This window comes from Streptomyces sp. MAR4 CNX-425, from assembly GCF_048656465.1.
Lineage (GTDB): Bacteria > Actinomycetota > Actinomycetes > Streptomycetales > Streptomycetaceae > Streptomyces.
Genome location: NZ_JBMDLF010000004.1, coordinates 363,224 through 384,242, shown reverse-complemented (window position 1 = coordinate 384,242; position 21,019 = coordinate 363,224). Strand labels below are relative to the sequence as shown.

18 protein-coding genes are annotated in these 21,019 nt (G+C 75.2%); 13 read left to right on the top strand and 5 right to left on the bottom strand.

Annotated elements, in window-relative coordinates:
* Positions 1 to 66 precede the first annotated feature (66 nt).
* From ACHZ99_RS14700 to ACHZ99_RS14690, 3 genes are all read left to right on the top strand, one after another.
* A complete protein-coding gene (locus tag ACHZ99_RS14700; protein ID WP_420304998.1) occupies positions 67 to 1,260 on the top strand; it encodes an NAD(P)/FAD-dependent oxidoreductase in 1,194 nt (397 codons plus the stop codon).
* Positions 1,247 to 3,052 carry an FAD-dependent oxidoreductase gene (locus ACHZ99_RS14695; protein WP_420304997.1) on the top strand — a complete coding sequence of 602 codons (1,806 nt, stop codon included), beginning with the start codon at positions 1,247 to 1,249 and terminating at the stop codon, positions 3,050 to 3,052. Before ACHZ99_RS14700 ends, ACHZ99_RS14695 begins: the two co-directional genes overlap by 14 nt.
* A gap of 111 nt (positions 3,053 to 3,163) precedes the next feature.
* On the top strand, positions 3,164 to 4,168 hold the full coding sequence (locus tag ACHZ99_RS14690; RefSeq protein WP_420304996.1) for a proline racemase family protein: 1,005 nt from the start codon (positions 3,164 to 3,166) through the stop codon (positions 4,166 to 4,168).
* A gap of 42 nt (positions 4,169 to 4,210) precedes the next feature.
* On the opposite strand, the gene ACHZ99_RS14685 is transcribed toward ACHZ99_RS14690, so the two are convergent.
* Positions 4,211 to 4,747 (bottom strand): dihydrofolate reductase family protein, encoded by a 537-nt coding sequence (locus tag ACHZ99_RS14685; RefSeq protein ID WP_420304995.1) that lies wholly within the window; start codon positions 4,745 to 4,747, stop codon positions 4,211 to 4,213.
* A gap of 148 nt (positions 4,748 to 4,895) precedes the next feature.
* On the opposite strand from ACHZ99_RS14685, the gene ACHZ99_RS14680 reads away from it, so the two are divergent.
* Positions 4,896 to 5,153 carry a hypothetical protein gene (locus ACHZ99_RS14680; protein WP_420304994.1) on the top strand — a complete coding sequence of 86 codons (258 nt, stop codon included), beginning with the start codon at positions 4,896 to 4,898 and terminating at the stop codon, positions 5,151 to 5,153.
* Between the two features lie 101 nt (positions 5,154 to 5,254).
* Positions 5,255 to 7,087, top strand: a complete 1,833-nt coding sequence (gene recQ, locus ACHZ99_RS14675; RefSeq protein WP_420304993.1) for a DNA helicase RecQ — start codon at positions 5,255 to 5,257, stop codon at positions 7,085 to 7,087.
* Positions 7,088 to 7,253: 166 nt separating this feature from the next.
* Here recQ and ACHZ99_RS14670 read toward each other — a convergent pair whose 3' ends face one another.
* Positions 7,254 to 7,727, bottom strand: a complete 474-nt coding sequence (locus ACHZ99_RS14670) for a TIGR02611 family protein (RefSeq protein WP_420304992.1) — start codon at positions 7,725 to 7,727, stop codon at positions 7,254 to 7,256.
* A gap of 382 nt (positions 7,728 to 8,109) precedes the next feature.
* Positions 8,110 to 8,496: a MerR family DNA-binding transcriptional regulator gene (locus ACHZ99_RS14665; protein ID WP_420304991.1), complete on the bottom strand. Its 387-nt coding sequence runs from the start codon at positions 8,494 to 8,496 to the stop codon at positions 8,110 to 8,112.
* Positions 8,497 to 8,600: 104 nt separating this feature from the next.
* Between ACHZ99_RS14665 and ACHZ99_RS14660 the strand changes: the two genes are divergently transcribed.
* From ACHZ99_RS14660 to ACHZ99_RS14640, 5 genes are all read left to right on the top strand, one after another.
* Positions 8,601 to 8,921 carry a DMT family transporter gene (locus ACHZ99_RS14660; RefSeq protein ID WP_420304990.1) on the top strand — a complete coding sequence of 107 codons (321 nt, stop codon included), beginning with the start codon at positions 8,601 to 8,603 and terminating at the stop codon, positions 8,919 to 8,921.
* Positions 8,918 to 9,283, top strand: a complete 366-nt coding sequence (locus tag ACHZ99_RS14655) for a DMT family transporter (protein ID WP_420304989.1) — start codon at positions 8,918 to 8,920, stop codon at positions 9,281 to 9,283. Before ACHZ99_RS14660 ends, ACHZ99_RS14655 begins: the two co-directional genes overlap by 4 nt.
* 77 nt (positions 9,284 to 9,360) lie before the next feature.
* Positions 9,361 to 9,996, top strand: a complete 636-nt coding sequence (locus tag ACHZ99_RS14650) for a hypothetical protein (RefSeq protein WP_420304988.1) — start codon at positions 9,361 to 9,363, stop codon at positions 9,994 to 9,996.
* 245 nt (positions 9,997 to 10,241) lie between these two features.
* The gene (locus tag ACHZ99_RS14645) at positions 10,242 to 11,186 is read left to right on the top strand and encodes a LysR family transcriptional regulator (protein WP_420304987.1); all 945 of its coding nucleotides are present in this window, start codon (positions 10,242 to 10,244) and stop codon (positions 11,184 to 11,186) included.
* 345 nt (positions 11,187 to 11,531) lie between these two features.
* Positions 11,532 to 14,369: an AfsR/SARP family transcriptional regulator gene (locus ACHZ99_RS14640; RefSeq protein ID WP_420304986.1), complete on the top strand. Its 2,838-nt coding sequence runs from the start codon at positions 11,532 to 11,534 to the stop codon at positions 14,367 to 14,369.
* A gap of 126 nt (positions 14,370 to 14,495) precedes the next feature.
* Here ACHZ99_RS14640 and ACHZ99_RS14635 read toward each other — a convergent pair whose 3' ends face one another.
* A complete protein-coding gene (locus ACHZ99_RS14635) occupies positions 14,496 to 15,728 on the bottom strand; it encodes a peptidase inhibitor family I36 protein (RefSeq protein WP_420304985.1) in 1,233 nt (410 codons plus the stop codon).
* A gap of 309 nt (positions 15,729 to 16,037) precedes the next feature.
* Here ACHZ99_RS14635 and ACHZ99_RS14630 point away from each other — a divergent pair, with 309 nt between their 5' ends.
* A complete protein-coding gene (locus ACHZ99_RS14630) occupies positions 16,038 to 16,784 on the top strand; it encodes a LuxR C-terminal-related transcriptional regulator (protein ID WP_420304984.1) in 747 nt (248 codons plus the stop codon).
* Between the two features lie 9 nt (positions 16,785 to 16,793).
* Here the strand turns inward: ACHZ99_RS14630 and ACHZ99_RS14625 are convergent, their stop codons facing one another.
* Positions 16,794 to 18,212, bottom strand: coding sequence for an FG-GAP and VCBS repeat-containing protein (locus ACHZ99_RS14625; RefSeq protein WP_420304983.1), 1,419 nt, complete (start codon positions 18,210 to 18,212; stop codon positions 16,794 to 16,796).
* 286 nt (positions 18,213 to 18,498) lie between these two features.
* Here ACHZ99_RS14625 and ACHZ99_RS14620 point away from each other — a divergent pair, with 286 nt between their 5' ends.
* Positions 18,499 to 19,644 carry a hypothetical protein gene (locus ACHZ99_RS14620; protein ID WP_420304982.1) on the top strand — a complete coding sequence of 382 codons (1,146 nt, stop codon included), beginning with the start codon at positions 18,499 to 18,501 and terminating at the stop codon, positions 19,642 to 19,644.
* Positions 19,641 to 20,828 (top strand): hypothetical protein, encoded by a 1,188-nt coding sequence (locus ACHZ99_RS14615; protein WP_420304981.1) that lies wholly within the window; start codon positions 19,641 to 19,643, stop codon positions 20,826 to 20,828. Before ACHZ99_RS14620 ends, ACHZ99_RS14615 begins: the two co-directional genes overlap by 4 nt.
* The last annotated feature ends 191 nt before the right edge of the window (positions 20,829 to 21,019 follow it).

Sequence of the window (21,019 nt, the reverse complement as noted above, 5' to 3'; positions counted from 1 at the left end):
GCGCCCTCCATACGCTCGTTGGCGTTCGTTCTAATGAACGGAGGTGGGCGGCAGGTGGCGTACCGGGTGGCATACGACGTCGCGGTCGTGGGCGCCGGCGTGATCGGCGCCGCCTGCGCCGAGGCGCTGACCGCCGCCGGGCTCTCGGTGACCGTGCTGGACCGCGGCGCGCCCGCGAGCGGCACCACCGCCGCCGGGGAGGGCAACGTCCTGGTCTCCGACAAGGCGCCGGGCCCCGAACTGGCCCTCGCCCGCGACTCCCGCCGCCGCTGGCCCCGGTTGCTCGCCGGGCTGCGCGACCTGCTCGGCCCGCGCCGCGCGGCGGCGGAGTGGGAGGCCAAGGGCGGACTGGTCGTCGCCACCGCCCCCGCCGCGGCCGGCCCGCTCGCGGACTTCGCCGCCGCCCAGCGCGCCGCCGGCGTCCACGCGGAGCCGGTGAGCCCCGCCGGGACCGGCGCGCTGGAGCCGCACCTCACCGACGCCGTCACGGCGGCCGTGCACTACCCGGAGGACGGCCAGCTCCAGCCGGTGCTGGCGACGACGGCCCTGCTGGCGGCGGTACGGGCCCGCGGCGGCCGGGTGCGGCCCGGCGTCACCGCGCTGGGGGTCGCCGTGGGCGCCGCGGGCGCGGTCACCGGGGTGCGCACCGACCGGGGCACGGTGGAGTGCGGCGCCGTGGTCAACGCCTGCGGGCCGTGGGCCGGGCGCTTCGCCGCGGCGGCGGGGGCGCCGGTGGCGGTGCTGCCGCGGCGCGGCATGGTGCTCGTCACCGCCGCGCTGCCGGCGGGCACGGTGCGGCACAAGGTCTACGACGCCGACTACGTCGGCGCGGTCGCCGGCGGCGGCGCCGACCTGCGGACGTCGACGGTGGTGGAGGCGACGCGGGCCGGGACGGTGCTCGTCGGCTCCAGCCGCGAGCGGGTCGGGTTCGACGAGACGGTGCGGGTGGCGGTGCTGCGGGAGCTGGCGCGCAAGGCGGCCGGGCTGTTCCCGGTCCTCGCCGGGGTGCGGGTGATCCGCGCGTACGGCGGCTTCCGCCCGTACGTGCCGGACCACCTGCCGGTGATCGGCGAGGACCCCCGCCGCCCCGGACTCTGGCACGCGACGGGGCACGAGGGCGCGGGCATCGGCCTGGCGGCGGGCACCGGGCGGCTGCTGGCGGACCTGCTCACCGGCGGCACGCCGGAGGTGGACGCGGCGCCGTTCCGGGTGGACCGGCCGGGCGTCATGCGGGAGGCGGCGGCGGATGAGCGGGCGTAGGGGACGGCGGCGGAGGGCGGCCGCCCCGGCGGCCGGTTCGGGTACGGACCACGCGGGCGGCCCCCGCGACGGCGGCCCGGTGACCGTACGGGTCGACGGGGAGGAGCACGTCACGGCCTCCGGAAGGACCGTCGCCGGGCTGCTGCTGGCGCTCGGCCGGGTCTCCTGGCGGACCACCCGCGGCGCCGGGCGGCCCCGCGGCGTCTTCTGCGGCATCGGGGCCTGCCACGACTGCCTCGTCGTGGTCAACGGCGCACCCGACGTCCGCGCCTGCCGGCGGCTCGTCCGCGGCGGCGACGACATCCGCACCCAGGACGGCGCGGAGCTGCCCGCCGTGACCGGCGACGGGGCCGGTCCGCCCGGCACCGGTTCCCCGGCAGGCCACCCCACCGCGAACCCCACCGGGCACGGCCCCACCGGCACCCACCGCCCGCCTGACCCACACCGCCCCGCCGACCAGGCTGGCGCCGCAGGCACCCCCGTCGTCGTCATCGGCGCCGGCCCCGCCGGGATGGCCGCCGCGGGGGCCGCCGCGCGGCTCGGCGCCGACGTGCTGCTCGTCGACTCCGGCCCCGCGCTCGGCGGCCAGTACCACCGGCAGGACTCCCGCGCCGCCGGCGACCGGTTCACGCTGCCGCCCGGGGTGGCGCACCTGCCGCACTCGGTGGTCTGGGCGCTGGAGCCGGTGCCGGGCGGCGGGCACCGGGTGCACATCCGCACCGGGCCCGCCGACGGCCCCGGCCGCACCGGGCGCGCCGTCGAGACGCCCGCGCTGGTGCTGGCCACCGGGGCGTACGACCGGGCGCTGCCGTTCCCCGGCTGGGACCTGCCCGGCGTCTTCACCGCCGGCGCCGCGCAGGCGCTCGCCAAGGGGCAGGGCGTGCGCGTCGGGGCGCGCGTCCTGCTGGCCGGCACCGGGCCGTTCCTGCTGCCGGTCGCCGCCTCGCTGACCGCCGTCGGGGCGGAGGTCGCCGGGGTGCTGGAGGCCGCGGAGCCGGTCACCGCCTGGCTGCGCCGGCCCGCCGACGTCCTCGCCGGACGCCGCAAGTCCGGCGAACTCGCCGGCTACGCCGCGCTGCTGGCCCGCCACCGCATCCCGTACCGGCGCCGCGCCGCCGTCGTCGCCGCGCACGGCGCCGGCCGCGTCGAGGCGGTCACCACCGCCCGGCTCGACGCCGGCTGGCGCGTCGTGCCCGGCAGCGAGCGCCGGGTGGCGGTCGACGCGGTGTGCGTCGGCTTCGGCTTCGTCCCGCAGCTGGAGTTGGCGGTCGCCGCCGGCTGCGCGCTCGACGGCGGGTTCGTCGCCGTCGACGCCGCGCAGGCGACCTCCGTGCCGGGGGTGTTCGCGGCGGGCGAGCTGACCGGCGTCGGCGGCGCGGACCTCGCCGCCGCGGAGGGCGAGGTCGCCGGCACCGCCGCGGCCCGGCTGCTGGGCGCGCGTCCGGCGCCCCCGGTGGCGGCGCTGCGCCGGGTACGGGCCGGGCGCGGGTTCGCCGCCGCGCTGGCGCGGGTGTACCCGGTGCCGGACGGGTGGCGTACCTGGCTGCGCGAGGACACCCCCGTCTGCCGGTGCGAGGAGGTGCCCTACGGCGAGCTGTGCCGCTCGGTCGAGGAGCGCGAGGCGCTCGGCGTACGTGCCGTGAAGCTGGTCAGCAGGGCCGGGCTCGGCCCGTGCCAGGGGCGGGTCTGCGGCCCCGCCGTCGCCTGCCTGACCGGCGCGGACGCCGCGGCGTTCGCGCGCCGCCCGATCGCGGCCCCGGTCCGGCTGGGCGAGCTGGCGGACCCGCCGTGACCGCCCCGTACCGCCGCGGCCGTGCCGCCGGCCACCGCCACGCCGAGGAGACGCCCATGCCGTACGCCCCGACCGACGCCCCCCGTCCCACCGGCCCCGCGGGGGTGTGACATGCGCGCCTCCCGCTACTTCACCGCCGTCGACTCGCACACCGAGGGCATGCCGACCCGGGTGGTCACCGGCGGCGTCGGGGTCGTTCCCGGCGCCACCATGGCCGAGCGGCGCGCGTACTTCGCCGAGCACCTGGACGACGTCCGGCGGCTGCTCGTGAACGAGCCGCGCGGGCACGCCGCGATGAGCGGCGCGATCCTCCAGCCGCCGACCCGCCCGGACGCCGACTACGGCGTGCTCTACATCGAGGTCTCCGGCCTGCTGCCGATGTGCGGCCACGGCACCATCGGCGTCGCCACGGTGCTGGTGGAGACCGGGATGGTGCCGGTCACGGAGCCGGTCACGCGGGTCCGGCTGGACACGCCCGCGGGGCCGGTGACCGCCGAGGTGGCGGTCTCGGGCGGGCGGGCGGAGTCGGTGACGTTCCGCAACGTGCCGTCGTTCGCGCTGGAGCTGGACGCCGCGGTGGAGGTGCCGGGGCTGGGGCGGGTCACGTACGACATGGCGTACGGCGGCAACTTCTACGCGATCCTGCCCGCCGACAGCCTCGGCATCCCGTTCGCGAAGGCGGAGAAGCAGCGGATGCTGGACGTGGGCCTGGCGATCATGGCGGCGGTCAACGAGCAGCGGCGGCCGGTGCACCCGGCCGACCCCGGCATCGCGGGCTGCAAGCACGTCCAGCTGACGGCCCCGCCCGCCGGCGGCGGCGCGGACGCGCGCAACGCGATGGTCATCCACCCGGGCTGGTTCGACCGCTCCCCGTGCGGTACGGGCACGTCGGCGCGGATGGCGCAGCTGTACGCGCGCGGGGAACTGGCGCTGGGCGCGGACTTCGTCAACGAGTCGCTGCTCGGCACGCTGTTCACCGGGCGGCTGGAGGAGGAGACCGCGGTCGGCGGGGTGCGCGCGCAGATCCCCGCGGTGACGGGCCGGGCGTGGATCACGGGCATGGGCCAGTACCTGCTCGACCCCGAGGACCCGTTCCCCGCGGGCTTCACGCTCTAGCTGTGCTGTCCCGGGACGTTGGTGCGGACCCGGCCGCCGCCGTTACCTGCGCACGTGGAAGCGCAGCATGGTGACCCCGCCCGACTGGATGTTGCTGAACGGCTCCAGGTCGATACGGTCGGGGCCTGGCGGCGTGAAGGGGACGCCGTCGCCGAGCAGCACCGGCAGCACGTACACCAGGATCTCGTCGACGAGGCCGCGCCGCAGGCACTGGGCGGCCACGTCGGCGCCGAGGATCTCCAGGTTCTTCTCGCCGGCGGCGCGGCGTGCCGTGGTCACGGCCTCCTCGACGTCGCAGGTGAGGAAGGTGACGTGGGGATCCGGCTCGTCGGGCGGGCGGTGGGTGAGGACGAACTGCGCCCCGCCGTCGTAGTCCGGGTTCCCGCCGGACATGCCCTTGCCGACCTCGTACGTGCGCCGGCCGATGAGCATGGCGCCCGTGGCCGCCATGACCTCCGGGAACGTCGCCGACGTCAGGTGCTCGAAGATCCAGTCCATCGTGTCGCCGGGACCGGCGATGAACCCGTCCAGGGACATCGCCCGGTTCACGACGACCTTGCCGGTGCTCGCCTCACTCATGCGTCTTCTCCAGACAGGTGGATGGCCGCGGGATCGCATCCTAGGTTCGGTGACTGACATCCGTTCCGGGAGGGCTCCCGGGCGGCGCGTCGTACGGTGCCGGTCGTGACGCCCGGACCGCCGGGCGCATGACGCGGAGGAGCGAGGCATGACACGGCGGTGGAAGCTCGGCGCGGCGGCGACGGCGGGCGCGGCGCTGCTGCTCGCGGGGTGCACGCCCTCGGACTACAGCGAGATCGTCACGTTCACCGACGAGCACGGCCGGGTGTGCACGGGCTCGGTGGTCGTGGACCAGGAGCAGAGCGAGGGCGACGACTACGAGATCACCGGCCTCGACTGCGAGTACCCGCCCGCGGGCCGCACCCCCGGCCCGGAGACGTACCGTCCCCTGCCGTCGCGCGACTAGGGCCGCCGTCGGGCCGCGCCCGGCCGCGGCCCGCCTACCGGATCGGCGCCCGCCGGGCAACCGCCCGGCGGGATGTCGGCGCGGGGGCATAAACTCGCCCGATGAGTTCCACCGAGGCGCTTGAGGTCCTCAGCAAGGTCTTCGGCTACGAGTCGTTCCGCGAGGGCCAGCAGGAGATCATCGACCACGTCGTAGGCGGCGGCGACGCCCTCGTGCTGATGCCCACGGGCGGCGGCAAGTCCCTGTGCTACCAGATCCCGGCGCTCGTGCGCCCCGGCACGGGCGTGGTGATCTCGCCGCTGATCGCCCTCATGCAGGACCAGGTCGACGCGCTGCGCGCCCTCGGTGTCCGCGCCGGCTTCCTCAACTCCACCCAGGATCCCGACGAGCGCCGGATGGTGGAGGCCGAGTTCCTCGCCGGCGAGATCGACCTGCTCTACCTGGCGCCCGAGCGGCTGCGGGTGGAGTCCACGCTGCGGCTGCTCGACCGCGGCACGGTCGCGCTGTTCGCCATCGACGAGGCGCACTGCGTCGCGCAGTGGGGGCACGACTTCCGGCCCGACTACCTCGCGCTGTCCGCGCTGTCCGAGCGCTGGCCCGACGTGCCGCGCATCGCGCTGACCGCGACGGCGACCAAGGCCACGCACGCGGAGATCGCCGGCCGGCTCCAGCTGGAGCAGGCGCGGCACTTCGTGGCCAGCTTCGACCGGCCCAACATCCAGTACCGCATCGTGCCCAAGCGCGAGCCGAAGAAGCAGCTCCTGGAGCTGCTGCGCGGCGAGCACGAGGGCGACGCGGGGATCGTCTACTGCCTGTCGCGCAAGTCCGTCGAGGACACCGCGGAGTTCCTCGTACGGAACGGGATCGAGGCGCTGCCGTACCACGCCGGCCTGCCGGCGGCGACCCGCGCCGCGCACCAGTCGCGGTTCCTGCGCGAGGACGGCGTGGCGATCGTCGCGACGATCGCGTTCGGCATGGGCATCGACAAGCCCGACGTGCGCTACGTCGCGCATCTGGACCTGCCGAAGTCCGTCGAGGGCTACTACCAGGAGACCGGCCGCGCCGGCCGCGACGGCCTGCCGTCAACGGCGTGGCTGGCGTACGGGCTGCAGGACGTGGTGCAGCAGCGCAAGCTCATCGACGGCTCCGAGGGCGACGACGCGCACCGGCGGCGGGCGAGCGCGCACCTCGACGCGATGCTGGCGCTCTGCGAGAGCGTCGACTGCCGGCGTTCGCAGCTCCTCGCGTACTTCGGCCAGAGCGGGTCCCCCTGCGGCAACTGCGACACGTGCCTGACCCCGCCGGAGTCGTGGGACGGCACGGTCGCCGCGCAGAAGCTGCTGTCGACGGTGGTGCGGCTGCGCCGCGAGCGGCGGCAGAAGTTCGGCGCCGGCCAGATCGTCGACATCCTGATGGGCCGCAAGACGGCCAAGGTCATCCAGCACGACCACGACACCCTGTCCGTCTTCGGCGTCGGCGACGACCTCGCGGAGCACGAGTGGCGGGGCGTCGTACGGCAGTTGCTCGCCAAGGGGCTGCTGGCGGTCGAGGGCGACTACGGCACGCTGGTGCTCACCGAGGACGCCGACGACGTGCTGTACCGGGGCCGCAAGGTGCCGCTGCGCACCGAGCCCAAGCGGGCGGCGAAGGCGGCGAAGGCGAAGGGCTCCGGGTCGCAGCGGGCCGAGGCCGTCGACCTGCCCGCGGAGGCGGCGTCGCTGTTCGAGCGGCTGCGCGCGTGGCGTGCCGCGACGGCGAAGGAGCAGGGCGTGCCCGCGTACGTGATCTTCCACGACGCGACGCTGCGGCAGATCGCCACCGAGCGCCCGGGGTCGCTCGGCGCGCTGGGGTCGGTCAGCGGGGTCGGCGAGAACAAGCTGGCGAAGTACGGCGACGCGATCCTGGAGACGGTCGCGGAGGACGACGCGGGGTAGCGGGTCGGGCGGTCGGCGCGGGAGCGCGCCCGCACGCAGAACCGGCCCCGGCGGGCAGCGCGGGGCCGCCCGCCGGGGCCGGGGCGAGACGCGCGGGACGGGGACCCCGTACGAGACGGGACCGCGCGTCTCGGGCAACCGGGCCCGCAGCCGTCATGCGGAGCCGTCAGACGTTCCAGGGCATCTCCAGGCCGAACTTGTACAGGTACACGGCGAGGAGCACCCCGCAGATCACCAGGCCGACGGCGGTGAGGATGGCGTTGCGCCGGCGGACCTTCGGGTCGAGCGCGCGCTGCGCGGCCTCGGTGACCTTCCGCTTCGTCCAGCGCAGGACTATCTGCGCCCACACGAACTCCGTCGCCCACACGGCCATGCCCGCGAAGATCACCAGCCAGCCGGGGCCGGGCAGCGGGAGGAGGATGATGCCGCCGATGACGATGGCCAGGCCCACGATGAAGACGCCGACCTGCCAGCTCAGGTGGAGCGCGCGCGAGCGCTGGATGAAGTGCGGTGCCCTCGACCCCCACGCCTGGTGCTCCGGCGCCGCCTCCTCCTGGGGCTCGTCCAGCTTCGCCACCGGAGCGTCGGTGTCGGCCTTCTCCATCGTCCCATCCCCCTGATCGCCACGCTCGACATCCATGAGCACACGTTACGGGGTGCGCCGCCCCCGGCCGTCCACCCGATGGACCGTCATGCCGGGGCCGTCTCCTCCCCAGGGCGTACACCACCCGCGCAGCCGAGAGGCGCCGGCCGGGCCGGTGCGGGTGTGGACGAGATCGTAGACGCCGGGGCCGCCGCGGGGGACGTCCGGGTCGGGGTTCGCCGACCGCCCGCGCCCGGTACGCCGGGCTCTCGGCCGCCGGAGCTGCGCGGCGCCGGGGTGCGCGGCGAGGACGACCTGATGATCACCGGGGACGGCGCGCGGCCGACGTCGGGCGCGCGGCCGTGCGCCCGGACGCCGCCGAGGAGCGGAGGGGAGCCCGGCGGGTTGAGGCGGCGGGACCGCGCGGGCGGCGCCGCCGCTAGGAGCGGCCGTGCCGCACCGTGCCCCGCCGCCCGCCACCGGACAGGGCCGTCTCGGCGCGGAGGGCCTGCAAGGTGTCCAGCTCGCGGTCGATGTCGCGACGCTTGGCCCGGAGCCGCTCGATCTCCTGCGCGAGCAGCTGCTCCATGACGCCGGTGCGCTCCTCGGGCGGCGCCTCCAGGCAGGGGAGCACCTCGTGGACGGTGGTGCTGCCGAGGCCGGCGGCGTACAGGTGCTGGATCATGACGACCCGCTCGGTCATGGAGCCGTCGAAGTCGCGCCACCCGCCGGGGGTGCGCCGGGAGCGGATGAGCCCCTGCTCCTCGTAGTACCGCAGGGACCGGGTACTGACGCCGGTCGCCGCCGCCAGCTCGCCGATGCGCATGGGCCCTCCTCGCACTGTCCGCCGGGTCTCCATTCTTGCAGTTGACACCGGTGTGAACTGTCACGCTCCCGGGACCGCAGCCAACGGACGAAAGGACACCCGCCGTGCACTGGCTCTATCTCGGCACCGCCGTGGTCTTCGAGATCGCCGTCGCCGTCTCCGCCGGCCGGGCCCGGGGGTTCACCCGGCCCGGCTGGACCACCGCCACCCTGCTCAGCGGCGGCGCCGCCACCTACCTGCTCAGCCGGGCGCTGCTGACCTTCGACGTCGGCGTCGGCTACGCGCTGTGGACCTCCGCGGCCGGCGTCGGGATCGTCGTCCTCGGCGCCCTCCACCTCGGCCAGCGCCCCGACCGGCGCACGTGCGCCGGCATCGCCGTCGTCATCGCCGGCGTCGTCGGCCTCCAGCTCAGCGGTGCCGCGTGACCGCCCGCAGCGAGCGGGCCCGGGCGTGGCCCGTCCTCCTCCTCGCCGGCGCCTTCGAGGTCGGCTACGCCCTCTCTGTGGGCGGCAGCGAGGGCTTCACCGTGCTCTCCTGGTCCCTTGTCGCCGTCGTCTTCTTCCTGCTGACGCTCTACGCCCTGAGCGTCGCCCTGCGCACGATCGACGTGGGCGTCGGCTACGCCGTCTGGGCCGGGATCGGCGCCGTCGGAGCCGCGCTGCTCGGCCCGGTCTTCTTCGACGAGACCCTCACCCCGGTCCGGGCTTTCTGGCTCGCCGTGATCATCGCCGGTGTCGTCTGGCTCAAGCTCGCGGACCGCCCCGGAGCACCCGCGGACGGCACCTGAGTGATCGAGTCCTGGGTGATCGATGACGACAGCCCGGCCCCGGGCGGGCGCGAGCGGACCCGCCCTATGCTTCCCCCATGCAGCAGCCTGGGCCCCTGGCGATCGTCGAGGACCTGGTTGCGGCGTTCCCGCACCAGCTTGCCAAAGACGTTCGCGCGGTCTCGGCGGTCATGCCGACGGCCCGGATCGCCCCCGTGTCACCGTTCTCGGTGGAGGTGGGCGGCCAGGCCGTCGCCATTCCGTACCGGATCTATCAGGATGAGCCGCCCGTCGACGTGGTGCGCACGCTGACGGCAGTGCGGCAGACGATCCTGCACTGCCTGTACTCACGGCACAGCGACGGGCTGGTCCGCCAGCGTCACGTCGAACGCATCGCCGGTTCCGACGAACCGTGGGTGGTGCCGTTCGTGGTGCAGTTGGCCGGCGAGTACGTCTTGGAGATCTTGGAGTGCATCCGGCACGGCCTTGCCGGCCTGCCCTCCAAGCGGCCTGCCCAGCGGCTGGCGTACGGAGACTTCATCGCGCGGAATCCGTGGTTCTTCGCGAGGACCGAGCGCCGGGTGGTGAGCTACTGGTCCTGCTATTACCGGTGGAGGTTTCCCGTGTTCGGCACGTACCCGGGCCGTCATCTGCTGGAGCTGCTGCGGGCCGCCGCAGTCGACCGCACGGGCAGGCCGTGGCCCCGCCACACGCCGCCGGCCCCTCGGAGGTGAAGCCCGTCGCCGTCACCCGGTGAGTGCGAGGTTGTGCCGGTGCACGATGCCGACCACCGCGTGAGGGACGCCGTCGCCCTTCAGTCGGCAGCACCGCACCGGCGGGCGGCGCCGCACGCAGAGCGCGAACGCGCCCACCGCACCGCTCCCCCGGGGTGCGCGGCCCGGCGTCCGGACGCGAAGGCGGCATGAGGAACGATTGTTCTGTTGGAGGACATCGTTGCCGTCGACAGGAGCTGGTCACCGTGTCCCTTGCCGGGGTCGACCTGAACTTGCTTCTCGCCCTCGACGCCCTGCTCAGCGAGTGCAACGTCACGCGGGCCGCCGAGCGCCTGTCCGTCGGCCAGCCCGCCATGAGCGCGTCCCTGGCCCGTCTGCGCCGGCACTTCAACGACCCGCTGCTGGTCAAGGTGGGCCGTCGGATGGTGCCGACTCCGCTCGCGGAGTCGCTGGTGCGCCCGGTCCACGACGCGATCTCGGCGACCGAGGCCGTCATGGGCACCGCGGAGACCTTCGACCCGGCCACCGGCCGGCGGACGTTCCGGATCATCGCCAGCGACTACGTGCTGTACATGCTCTTGCAGCCGCTGTTCACCTGCCTGGCCACCGAGGCGCCGCACGTCCAGGTCACCGTGCTGCCGCTCCAGCCGGACTTCGCCGACCAACTGCGACGCGGCCACGCCGACCTGCTCGTCGCCCCCGCCGCGATCGTCGGACAGCCCGTGTTTCCGCACCGCCCGCTGTTCACCGACCGTTTCGTGCTGGCCTGCGACCGGGCCAACCCGGATGTCGGCGACGAGGTGTCGCCCGCCGAGTTCAGCCGGTTGCGCTATCTCTCCTACGGCGTCGCCCCCTGGCAGACCCTGGCCGAAAGGGAACTGGACGAACTGGGCATTCCCCGCCGGGTCGAGGTACGGGCGCAGTGCATCGTGTTGGTGCCGTTCCTGCTCACCGGGACTCGTCTGGTCAGCCTGGTCCCCGAGCGGGTGGCCCGGAGCGTCGGAGATCCGACCAGGTTGCGCGTGCTGGAACCACCGGCACCGCTGCACCCGATCGTCCAGGCGATGTACTGGACACCGCGGCACACCGAGGACCCGGCACACCGCTGGCTCCGCGGCCGGCTCGCCGGCCTGGCGGCGGAGTTGCAGGAGCCGCCGCGGGCACGCCGCACCCGGCGGTCCCCCCGGTAAGACATCGACGGTGTCGATGCCATGTATGGACAACAACCGTTTCCAGATGCGCGGCCGTTCGGCTTACTTTGACGGTTCACACGACCGCATACGGGCGGCCATTGTTCGTCGAGGACGCCCAACGTGGAGAGCACCACAGCAGTTCGCCGTCGGCAGCTTCGGGACAGCCGGCCGACGTCCCTGTGCCGGTGCCGTGCTGCCGGGCCGCACACGGCGGCGCGAGACGGCTGAGCGGCATCGCACGAACGACGCCGCGTGGACGTCTGCGCGGCCCGGCTCCGCCTGCGGATGCCGCACGAGACGTCGATGAAGTCCAAGCGCGTGTCGAGGGGGGCTGCACCGGGCATGGTCGATCTGCGACTGCTGGGTTCTGTTGAGCTGCGGGGCGAGGCAGGTGACGGCATCGGCCTCGGCGCACCGCAGCAACGTTGCCTGCTGGCCGTGCTGGCGATGTCGCCGGGCCGCACGGTGACCATGGATTCCCTCGTCGACCGCGTCTGGGACCGACGGGCGCCGCACCACGTCCGCGACGTCGTCTACACCTACGTCTCCCGCCTCCGCCGTGTCTTCCGCCAGGCCGGTGCGCCCACCGCCGTGCGTCGCGCCGACGGCGGATACCTGCTGGACATCCCGGCCGACCAGGTGGACCTGCACCGTGGCCGGGCCCTGGCCCGCCGGGCACGGGACGAGGGCGGGCACCCGGCCGTGGAACTGCTGCGCGAGGCGACCGGGCTGTGGCGGGGCACCCCGCTGACCGGTGTGCCCGGCGACTGGGCGGCCCGGACCCGGGCCGGGCTGGTACAGGAACGCGTCACCCTGCTCACCGAACGCTTCGGCGCCGAGCTGGAGACGGGCCGGCGGGCCGAGGTGGTCGAGGAGCTGTCCGGCGCCGTCGTCGAACACCCCCTGGCCGAGCCCTTGACGGCCCTCCTCATGCGCGCCCTGTCCAGTGCCGGCCGCCAGGCCGATGCCCTCGCCGCGTACGAGGCGATCCGGCGCCGTCTCCGGGAGGAGCTCGGCGAGGAGCCCGGCTCCGTCCTGCGCGAGCTGCATCTGCGCATTCTGCGCCGCGATCCGGAGCTGGACCGGCACGACGCGCCTCGGTCGCAGCCGCTTAGGGCCGCCGTCGGCACCGTGGACCGGCCCGCTGTGCGACCGGCCCAACTGCCACCGGACGTGACCGGCTTCGCCGGGCGGGACGAGGAGATGGGCTGCCTCGACTCGCTGTCGAACGCCGCCACGGAGACGGCGTCGACCTGCGTCGTGGTGGGGACCGCCGGGATCGGCAAGACCACCCTGGCGGTGCACTGGGCCCACGGGGCGGCCGGCCGCTTCCCGGACGGCCAGCTGTACGTGAACCTGCGCGGCTTCGACCCCTCGGGCACGGCGGTGGAGCCGGATCAGGCGCTGCGCGGCTTCCTGGAGGCGTTCGGGGTGCGCGAGGAGCAGTTCCCCTCGGGCACGGACGGGCTCTCCGCCCTCTTCCGCAGTCTGCTGGCGGACCAGCGGGTGCTGATGGTGCTGGACAACGCCCGCGACCTGGAGCAGATACGGCCGCTGCTGCCCGCCGCCCCGGGGTGTCTGACCCTGGTGACCAGCCGTCACCAACTCCCCGGCCTCCTCACCGCAGGCGCGACGCAGCTCGGTCTGCAACTGTTCGGGCCCGGCGAGGCGCGGCAGTTGCTCGTGCACCGGCTCGGCCCGGACCGCCTGGACGACGATCCGGGCGCGGTCGACGAGATCGTCGCGCGCTGCGCGGGCCTGCCGCTGGCCCTGGCCGTCGTCGCCGCCCACGCCGCGGCCCGCCCCGGCTTTCCCCTGCGCGCGCTGACGGCGGAGCTGTGTGACGAGGACGGGCTGCCGGCGCTGTACGGCGGGGACGCCGCCACCGACATCCGCGCGGTCTTCTCCTGGTCCTACCACGCCCTCAGCCCCGAGGCGGCGCGCGTCTTCCGGCTGACCGGCCTGCACGCGGGCCCCGACCTCGGCCTCGGCGCGGCGGCCCACCTGGCCGGGCTGCCGCGCCCGCGCACCCGGGCGCTGCTCGCCGAGCTGACCCGGGCCAGCCTGCTCTCCGAGCACGCGCCGGGCCGCTTCAGCAGCCACGACCTGCTCCGCACCTACGCGGCGGAGCTGGCCGGCCACCACGACTCCGCGCCGGCGCGGCACGCCGCCCTGACCCGGATCCTGGACTACTACCTCCACTCCGCCCACACCGCCTGCCTGGCGACCGGCATCCACCTCTACATGGAGACGCCCGGTCCGCCGCTGCCCGCGACGACGCCCGAACGCTTCACCGACGCGGCCCGGGCGGTGGAGTGGTTCACCGCCGAACGCCGCGCGCTGGCCGCGGCGGTGGGACTCGCCGCACGGAGCGGCCTCGACGCCTACGCGGTCCAGCTGAGCCGACGGCTGTGCACCTACCTCGACCGCCAGGGCCACTGGCACGAACAGACGGAACTCCTGGACTCCGCGACGCAGGCGGCCGCGCGCCTGGGCGACCCCGTGGAGGAGGCACGCGGCCTTGCGGACCTCGCCCGCTCGTGCATTCGGTCCGAGCGCTTCGAGCAGGCCCACCACCATCTGAAGCAGGCCCTCGTGCTGTTCGAGGAGAACAAGGACACGCGCGGCCGGGCCCGTGTTCACAACTACTGCGCCTACCTCCACGAACTGCACGGCGCATACGACGAGGCGCTGCGTCACTCGCTGCGCGTGCTCGAACTCGAACGCGCCGCCGGGAATCCGTCCGGGGTGGCCCGCGCGCTCAACTCCGTCGGCTGGCGCCACGTCCTGCGCGGCGACCACGGGCAGGCGCTCGCCTACCTCCGCGAGGCACTCGCGCTCCAGAAGGGGTGCGACGACCGCTACGGCGCCGCCCTGACCCTGGACAGCCTGGGGCTGGCCTACCACCACATGGGGGACTGGCAGCGGGCGACCGACTACTACCAGCGGGCGCTGCGGCTGCTCCAGTCGCCTGCGGCGGCCGACCGCCTGACGGCGGCCACCACACTGGCGCGCCTCGGCGACACCCACCGCAGCGCGGGAGAGCCCGCAGCGGCGCGCGACGCCTGGCAGCGCGCCCTGCGCATCTTCGACGAGTTGCGGCACCCGGGGGCGGAACAGCTCCGGGCCCGGCTGGTGCGGATCGAGGCGCTGCCGGTACCGCCGGGCTCGGCGGGCTGAGAAACCCCGCACGCGGCGGCCGTCCGCCCGCCTCGCCCTCCGGGACGCGGTCCCGACGGCCGCCGGGCCGGTACGGCGGGCCATCCGCCGTACCGGCCCGGGGCCGGGAAACCTCTCACCGGTGGATCACTGGGGAAGCAGGTCCACCGAGTCGATCTTGTTGTTCCAGGTCCGGTCGGCGTCGAAGTGCGGAACCCTGCTGAGGGCGGGGGTGGCGAACCGGGCCTCGATGCCGATCCCCTCGCCACCGTCGTCGAAGTACGTGTCGGAGCTGCGGGCGTTGTAGAGGGCGTTTGCCCGGTTGCGGAAGCCGACGTCCCGCAGGTCGTGATGGCCCGCCTTCTTGAACTGCACCTTCCTCCCGCCGAAGTCCGAGGCGTCCCAGAGGCAGAAGTAGCCCTTCGCGCACTCGCCGACGCCGAACGTGCCCGCCTCCTGCGGCGACGCGGCCCGTTCCGTTCCCGCCGCGGCACCCCCGGCGTTGTCGTCGTCGTGGCAGACGAACCCGCCGTCGTCCTGCTCCACGCAGGTATCGGCACCCTCCCAGCCCAGCGAGAGGTCGATCGTCCTGCCCTCGTACTCGGCGAGCGCCCCCCGCGAGTCCTCCCGCGCGTCCTCCTGCGCGTCCAGGCGAGGCCGCGGCGGGGGGACCCATCCGCCGCCGGGGAACCCGCTCGGGGGCGGGAAGTCGTCGTTGTGCAGACGGATCTTGTCGATCTTGTTGTTCCACGTGCCGGAGGGCCGGTACGTCATGTGCGACATTACCGGGGTGGCGACCGTGCCGTAGGGGATCATGGCGCAGCCGCAGTCGACGTCGAACATGTACGTGGCCCAGTGCAGCCGCCGGTTGTTGTACATGCTGTTCGCCTGGTTGCGGAAGCCGAGGCGGTCGAGGTAGAAGGTCTTGGCCCTCAGGAACTGCACCTTCCTGCCCTGGAAGTACTGGTTGTCCCACAGGCAGAAGTACCCGTTGCCGCAGGAGGCCGCCCCGGCCAGCGGCCCGGCCTCGTCCCGCGGTTCCAGCCCCTGCGCGGCGCGGTGGGCGTTGTCGTCGTCGTAGCAGACGAACCCGCCGTCGTCCTGCTCCACGCAGGTCTCCGCGCCGTCCCAGCCCAGCGACAGGTCGATCGTCCTGCCGTCGTATTCGGCGAGCACCCCGCCCGTTTCCGGGGCCAGGCGCAGCCCTGTGTCCGTTCCCGTGCCGGCGCTCCCGCCGCTGTCCGCCGTGGCGGGCGTGAGCGCACCGGCCAGGAGGACCGGGACGACGCCGACGAGCGCGAGCAGGCGCAGCAGCCGCCCGCGTCCCGTCCGGTCTGCCCCGTCCCCTGTCCGGGCCGAACTTCGAGATGTGCTCCGCATCCGTCCTCTTCTCTCACCGTGTCCTGCGGTCTGTCGGAAGAATCCTCCGCGGCCCGCCCGGACCGCGGGGTTCGCCCGGCGGACCGAATTTTCGGCACGTTCCGCCCCGGGGACGATGGACGGCTGCCCTCCGCCCCGTCGGTTCCAGTGAGTTCCTGTCAAGACGGGTGGGCGATCCTCGAACCCGGTCCGGGCGCATGCGGGCAGCCGTTCGCGTCCGTACCGGCGGACACCGCGGAACCTGGGGGGCCAGTGATACGTGTCGGCATCGTCACCGATCGCCAGTTGGAGGCCAGGGGGGTCCGCGCCATGCTGGCGGACGACCGGGGGATCTGCGCCGTCGCCGAGAGAGGGGCCGGCGAGGAGACCCTGCTGGTGCGGCACACCCGGGTGGACGTGCTGGTCGTCTGCAGCGCCACCGCGAGAGCCGCGCTGTGCTCGCTGCGGCGTACGGCCGCCGTGGTGACGCGGCGGCCGGCCGTCGTGACCGTGCTCGCGCAGGGCACGGCCGATGACGTACGAAGCCTGCTCGCCTCCGGCGCCAGGGGGGTCCTCCGCTCCGGAAGCGCCGCGGAGCACCTGCCCTGGGCGGTGCACGCGGCGTCGCGCGGCGCGGTGGCGCTGGACCCGGTCTTCGCGACGGCGGTGGTGGCCGCCTACGTCGAACCCGTCCGCGCCGGGCTCCAGCAGGACGCGGCGAGGAGAAGGCTGGCGGCGCTCAGCCGCCGGGAAGGCGAGGTGCTGAGGCTGGCGGCACAGGGACTGGACAGCCGGGACATCGCCGTGCAACTCGGCGTCGCACGGGTGACGGTGAAAGCCCACCTGCGGAACGCGTACGCCAGGCTCGGGGTCACCGGGCGCCTTCAGGCAGCGCGCATCGCCTGGGAGGCGGAGCCGGAGGATCGGAGGCCCGTCCTGGACCTCGGCGGGGCCGTCCCACCTCGCCGGGGTGACGCGGGGGGCGCAGACATCAGGGCTGCTCACCGGACGTACAGGGCGGGAGACTTCGCCGCCGGGCCGCCGGTCCACCCCGGCTGCCTCCGCACGCGCCCCTGACGGCCCGGGTCAGCGGTCCGCCGCCGGCAGGCCCAGCTCCCGCGCGGAGATGAATCGCGAGCCCGTGGCGTCCAGCCCGGTGCCGGAGCCGGGCAGCAGCCACAGGCCGCGCAGGCCGCGCCCGCGCTCGGTCTGGGCGACGACGTCCAGGTGGCCGTCGCCGTCCGCGTCGAGCAGCGGCGGGCGGGACTGGAAGCGGACGCGGGAGCGGCGCCGCTCGGACGCGCCGTGGATGCCGGGGGTGTCCAGGCCGACGGACTGGGGGCGGGCCGCGGGGGCGCGGGCGACGTCGGGGACGAGATAGACCAGCCCCTGCTGGGTGTCGGCGTGCGGCGAGGCGACGACGAGGTCAGGCCTGCCGTCGCCGGTGACGTCGCCGACCGCGCGGCCCTCCGCGTCGCCGACCTCGACGCCCGGGATCGTCCTGGTCGAGGGCGCCCCGGTGCCGGGATCCTGGTTCACGGAGAGGGTCAGTGTCCGCTCGGAGCCGTTCATGGCGGCGCTGACGAGCTCGTCGTCCCCGTCGCCGTCGGCGTCGGCGGGCACCCCCGCGTACCCCTCGCCGGTCCTGGAGCGCTGCGTCAAGGAGAGCCCGCGTGGCCCGCCGTGGAAGTGGTGCACGGCCAGGACGGTGGTGTCGCCGTCGCCCTCGCTGTCGGGGTCGGTCCACCGGAACCACACCGTCAGCTCGTCGCGCCCGTCGCCGTCGTAGTCGCCGGCGACCGCCTTGTACGGGGCGGAGTCCGCGGGCCGCTTCCCGTCGAGCCGCTGCGTGCGGGCGGGTCTCCCCCCGCGGTCGAAGGGCCCGTACGAGACGGTGCCCCCCGACGGCGTACCGGTGCCGTCGTACGCGGCGAGCCGGTAGACATCCGCGGCGCCGTCGCCGTCGAAGTCGCCCACGCGGCCCGCCTCCCAGTCGAGGGTCTCCCGGCCCACCACGACTGCCGTCCCGCCGGGCAGCCGCGTCGGCCTGGTCACGCCGCGCGGGCCGCCCCACAGCGCGTACTGCTGCCCGGTCTCCAGCGTGACCAAGAGGTCGGTGAAGCCGTCCCCGTCGAGGTCGCCGCGCGCGAACCGCGCCCACGGCACGCCGGTCACCCGCTGCCCGGGCAGCTCGGCCCGCAGCGTGCTCCGGGTGCGCGGGTCGAGCCCGTGCGCGGAGCCGTAGACGACGGCGATGCGGTCCGGGCCGACGGCGACCGCGGCGTCGTCGTAGCCGTCGCCGTTGAGGTCGCCGGGCCGCGGCTGCCGCGCGGGTTCACCGGCGGCGGGCCGGGCCCCCTGCCCGGCCACGGCCAGCGTGCCGGACGCGGGCGCGGAGGAGGAGGACGGCGGGGCGCCGTCGCCGCCGGCGCCGGTGCAGGAGGCGACCAGCAGCGCGGCCGCAGCAGCGCCGGCCCGGCGCGCGCCGGGTATGCGTGACCACATGGCGGTCGACCCTACGAGGTTCCGGCGCCGCTCGCCGACGCCGACGACGGGCCGCTCGCACGACCGCTGTCCGGCCACGTCCGCCGTTTGGTTTCCGTCAAGGTTTCGCAGGAGGGCCGTCGGACAGAGTCGTCGCGGCCACCCGATCCGCTCGATGTTCCCGGGCGATTGCGGTGGTCGCGGAGCGGACGACGTGCCCGAGGTGCGGGGCAGTCGTCCGCACCGCCTCACATCATCCGGGACGCGGGTGGGACAGGACAGTCGGACAACGTCGGGAAGGGCACAGATGCCACCAGGGGCCGGGCTGCCCGGCGGGGCCGGAGCAGCAGAACACCGTGGCCGGCTGCTCCGCCTCGCGCGGGCGCGCAGGATGCTGATCGCCGTCGGCGTCGCCGTCGCCGTGCTCGGCGGCGGGCTCGGCGCCTGGGCCGCCGGCGCCGGGCCCTTCGAGGACCCGCGCCACTGCTGGGGTGCCTGGCAGGACCGCGGTGAAGGCGGCTTCTTCAGCGGCCACGGCAGCCGCAGCGGCACCGACGACCCGCCGACACCCGAGCGGCCGCGCGGCACCTGCACGGTCGTCCGCACCATCGCCTCGGTGGAGCAGACGCTGAAGGTCACGTACGGTCCCGCGCCCGAGGACCCGGCGGAGCGGATGGAGTGGCTGGGCGACGCCCTGTTCCCCGACGCCGTACCGCTGCCCGACGGGCTTCCCGGCGTGGTCGACGCGGGCAACGGCCTGCTCGTGCTGCCCGAGCGGTGCGACACCGCCGACGGCCGGCCGACCGCCGTCAGGATGGAGGGCACCGACGGGCGGGAGCAGGATTACGGGACACCGCACTCGCTGGATCTGGGCGGCACCCGTGAGGCCGCCGTCCTGCTGACGGCCGCCGCCAACCGCGGCATGGAACTGGCCGGCTGCGCCGACGGGGAGCCGCTGCGCACCACCTCCCCGGTGCTCACGCTGCCACCCGGCGACGAGAGCGGCCCCCACGAGAGAACCTGCGGGATCCCGGGCCTGGGCATCCAGGGCTCGGAGGCTCTGCTGCGACGGCTCCGGCCGCAGGTGGGGACGGTCACCCGGCAGCTTCAGACCTGCTCGGTGACGGACCCGCCCCGCTTCACCGGCAAGCCCCGGCGCAAGGAGCGGCTGCACCTCGGTCTGGCGATGATCGCCGAGCCCCGGCTGGCGGCACTCGCCGGGGACGCGGCCGGTGCCGGCGCCCCGGCCCGCGGCTGGCGGGGTACCGGTGCGTTCACCACCGGCCACGCGCTGGTCCGGGCCGAGTGCGCCGGCCGCCCCACCACGTTCCTGATGCTCACGGAGACCGACGCCGGGACCGGGGCCCGGCCGGACTACTTCACCGCCTTCACCGACGCCGTGACGCAGCGCCTGGGTTGCGCTCCGCTCGCCCCGGGGAGGACCGGCCGATGACCGACGCACCACGGCCGGAGCCGGACACCGGGGCCGGGCCCCCCACGGACGACGAGGCCGGGGTGGCGACACCGGCCGCCGCACCGCCCCGCCGCCGGCGGCACCTCCGCCGCCTGCTGCGCGGCCGCCTGCGCCCCGCGCTGGCCGCCGCGGTCGCCGGGGCCGTGCTCGCCGGCACCGCCGTCGCCTGGCAGGCCGGCGCCGGGCCGTTCGCCGAGGACCGGGTGTGCTGGGACGCGCTGGAGCGGGACTCGCTGTCCCCGATCATCGACGACCCGGACGAACTCGACGCCGCCGAACTCCCCCCGGTCGGCGGGCGCACGCCCGGCGACGGGCGCCAGGCCGTCTGCCGGCTCTCCCACGATGGCGAGAGGATGACGGAGACGCTGTTCACGGCGCGCCTGCACGAACTCGGCGGCGACCGCAACGGCGCGTCCGGGAAGTGGGCCGAAGAGTTTCTGAGCGGTCGCATGTCGCCGCTGGGCGGCGGCCTGCTGGGCATGGCCTCCGACGAACGGGCCTGGCTGGCCATCCCGGACGGCTGCCTGGGCCCGCCCCGGGTCGAGGGACCGACCGTCGTCGACGTGAGCGGGCCGTTCCTGAGTCGGGGCGGGAAGGTGGACACCGGCAGGCGCGACGCCCTGGCACGTATCGTCGTCGACCTGGTCAACGCCGTCGGCTCCGACCTCGGCTGCGGCGGTACCATCGCCGACCCGGTGGCCGGCATGCCGCGGCCGCCGCGGTACACGGACCACGAGTCCGGCGCCTTCTGCGGCGTCGACGGCCTGCGGGCGCCGCCGGGCCGGCGGGACGACGACTCCCGGTTCCTGGTCACACCGGGGCACGGCCCCGTACGCACCTGCGACCAGTACCAGCTCGACCACGAGCGCGACCTCCGGCTGACGACGGTCGAGGACCCCCGGCTGGCCCGGATCTACAGAGACGAGCTGCGGCACGGCGGCGCACGGATCGACGGCGGCGCGGACTACGGGAGCCTCGACGAGTACGCCGGCGTGTTCGGAGCCACGTGCCAGACGGGCCGGGTCGTCTTCCTCGTCCGGGCCGAGGGCTCCGACGACCACGCGAACCAGGTCCGCGAGCTCCTCCCGCGGTACGTGGAGGCCGAGGCGCGACGCCTGGGCTGTGGCTCCCCGACGCTGCGGCTTCCTCCGGACCCCACCTGATCCGGGCCTCCCGTCGCCCGGGCCCCGGCGACCGCCGGGGCCCGGGCGACGCCGACGCGTGCCCCCGACCGGTCGGTCCCGGCGCCGCCAACCGGAGAGGGAAGCGGCGCCGGGACCGACGCTCGTGGCGCCGACCGATGCACCCCGACGGGGGGCGGGGAGAAAGGTCCGGCCACTCCTGTCGATTCTGC

Excerpts from the sequence above, each read along its gene's own strand:
- ACHZ99_RS14695 (WP_420304997.1), top strand. The coding sequence starts at position 1,247 with ATGAGCGGGCGTAGGGGACGGCGGCGGAGGGCGGCCGCCCCGGCGGCC.
- ACHZ99_RS14690 (WP_420304996.1), top strand. The coding sequence starts at position 3,164 with ATGCGCGCCTCCCGCTACTTCACCGCCGTCGACTCGCACACCGAGGGC.
- ACHZ99_RS14685 (WP_420304995.1), bottom strand. The coding sequence starts at position 4,747 with ATGAGTGAGGCGAGCACCGGCAAGGTCGTCGTGAACCGGGCGATGTCC.
- ACHZ99_RS14680 (WP_420304994.1), top strand. The coding sequence starts at position 4,896 with ATGACACGGCGGTGGAAGCTCGGCGCGGCGGCGACGGCGGGCGCGGCG.
- recQ (WP_420304993.1), top strand. The coding sequence starts at position 5,255 with ATGAGTTCCACCGAGGCGCTTGAGGTCCTCAGCAAGGTCTTCGGCTAC.
- ACHZ99_RS14670 (WP_420304992.1), bottom strand. The coding sequence starts at position 7,727 with ATGGATGTCGAGCGTGGCGATCAGGGGGATGGGACGATGGAGAAGGCC.
- ACHZ99_RS14665 (WP_420304991.1), bottom strand. The coding sequence starts at position 8,496 with ATGCGCATCGGCGAGCTGGCGGCGGCGACCGGCGTCAGTACCCGGTCC.
- ACHZ99_RS14650 (WP_420304988.1), top strand. The coding sequence starts at position 9,361 with ATGCAGCAGCCTGGGCCCCTGGCGATCGTCGAGGACCTGGTTGCGGCG.
- ACHZ99_RS14640 (WP_420304986.1), top strand. The coding sequence starts at position 11,532 with ATGGTCGATCTGCGACTGCTGGGTTCTGTTGAGCTGCGGGGCGAGGCA.
- ACHZ99_RS14635 (WP_420304985.1), bottom strand. The coding sequence starts at position 15,728 with ATGCGGAGCACATCTCGAAGTTCGGCCCGGACAGGGGACGGGGCAGAC.
- ACHZ99_RS14630 (WP_420304984.1), top strand. The coding sequence starts at position 16,038 with ATGCTGGCGGACGACCGGGGGATCTGCGCCGTCGCCGAGAGAGGGGCC.
- ACHZ99_RS14625 (WP_420304983.1), bottom strand. The coding sequence starts at position 18,212 with ATGTGGTCACGCATACCCGGCGCGCGCCGGGCCGGCGCTGCTGCGGCC.
- ACHZ99_RS14620 (WP_420304982.1), top strand. The coding sequence starts at position 18,499 with ATGCCACCAGGGGCCGGGCTGCCCGGCGGGGCCGGAGCAGCAGAACAC.
- ACHZ99_RS14615 (WP_420304981.1), top strand. The coding sequence starts at position 19,641 with ATGACCGACGCACCACGGCCGGAGCCGGACACCGGGGCCGGGCCCCCC.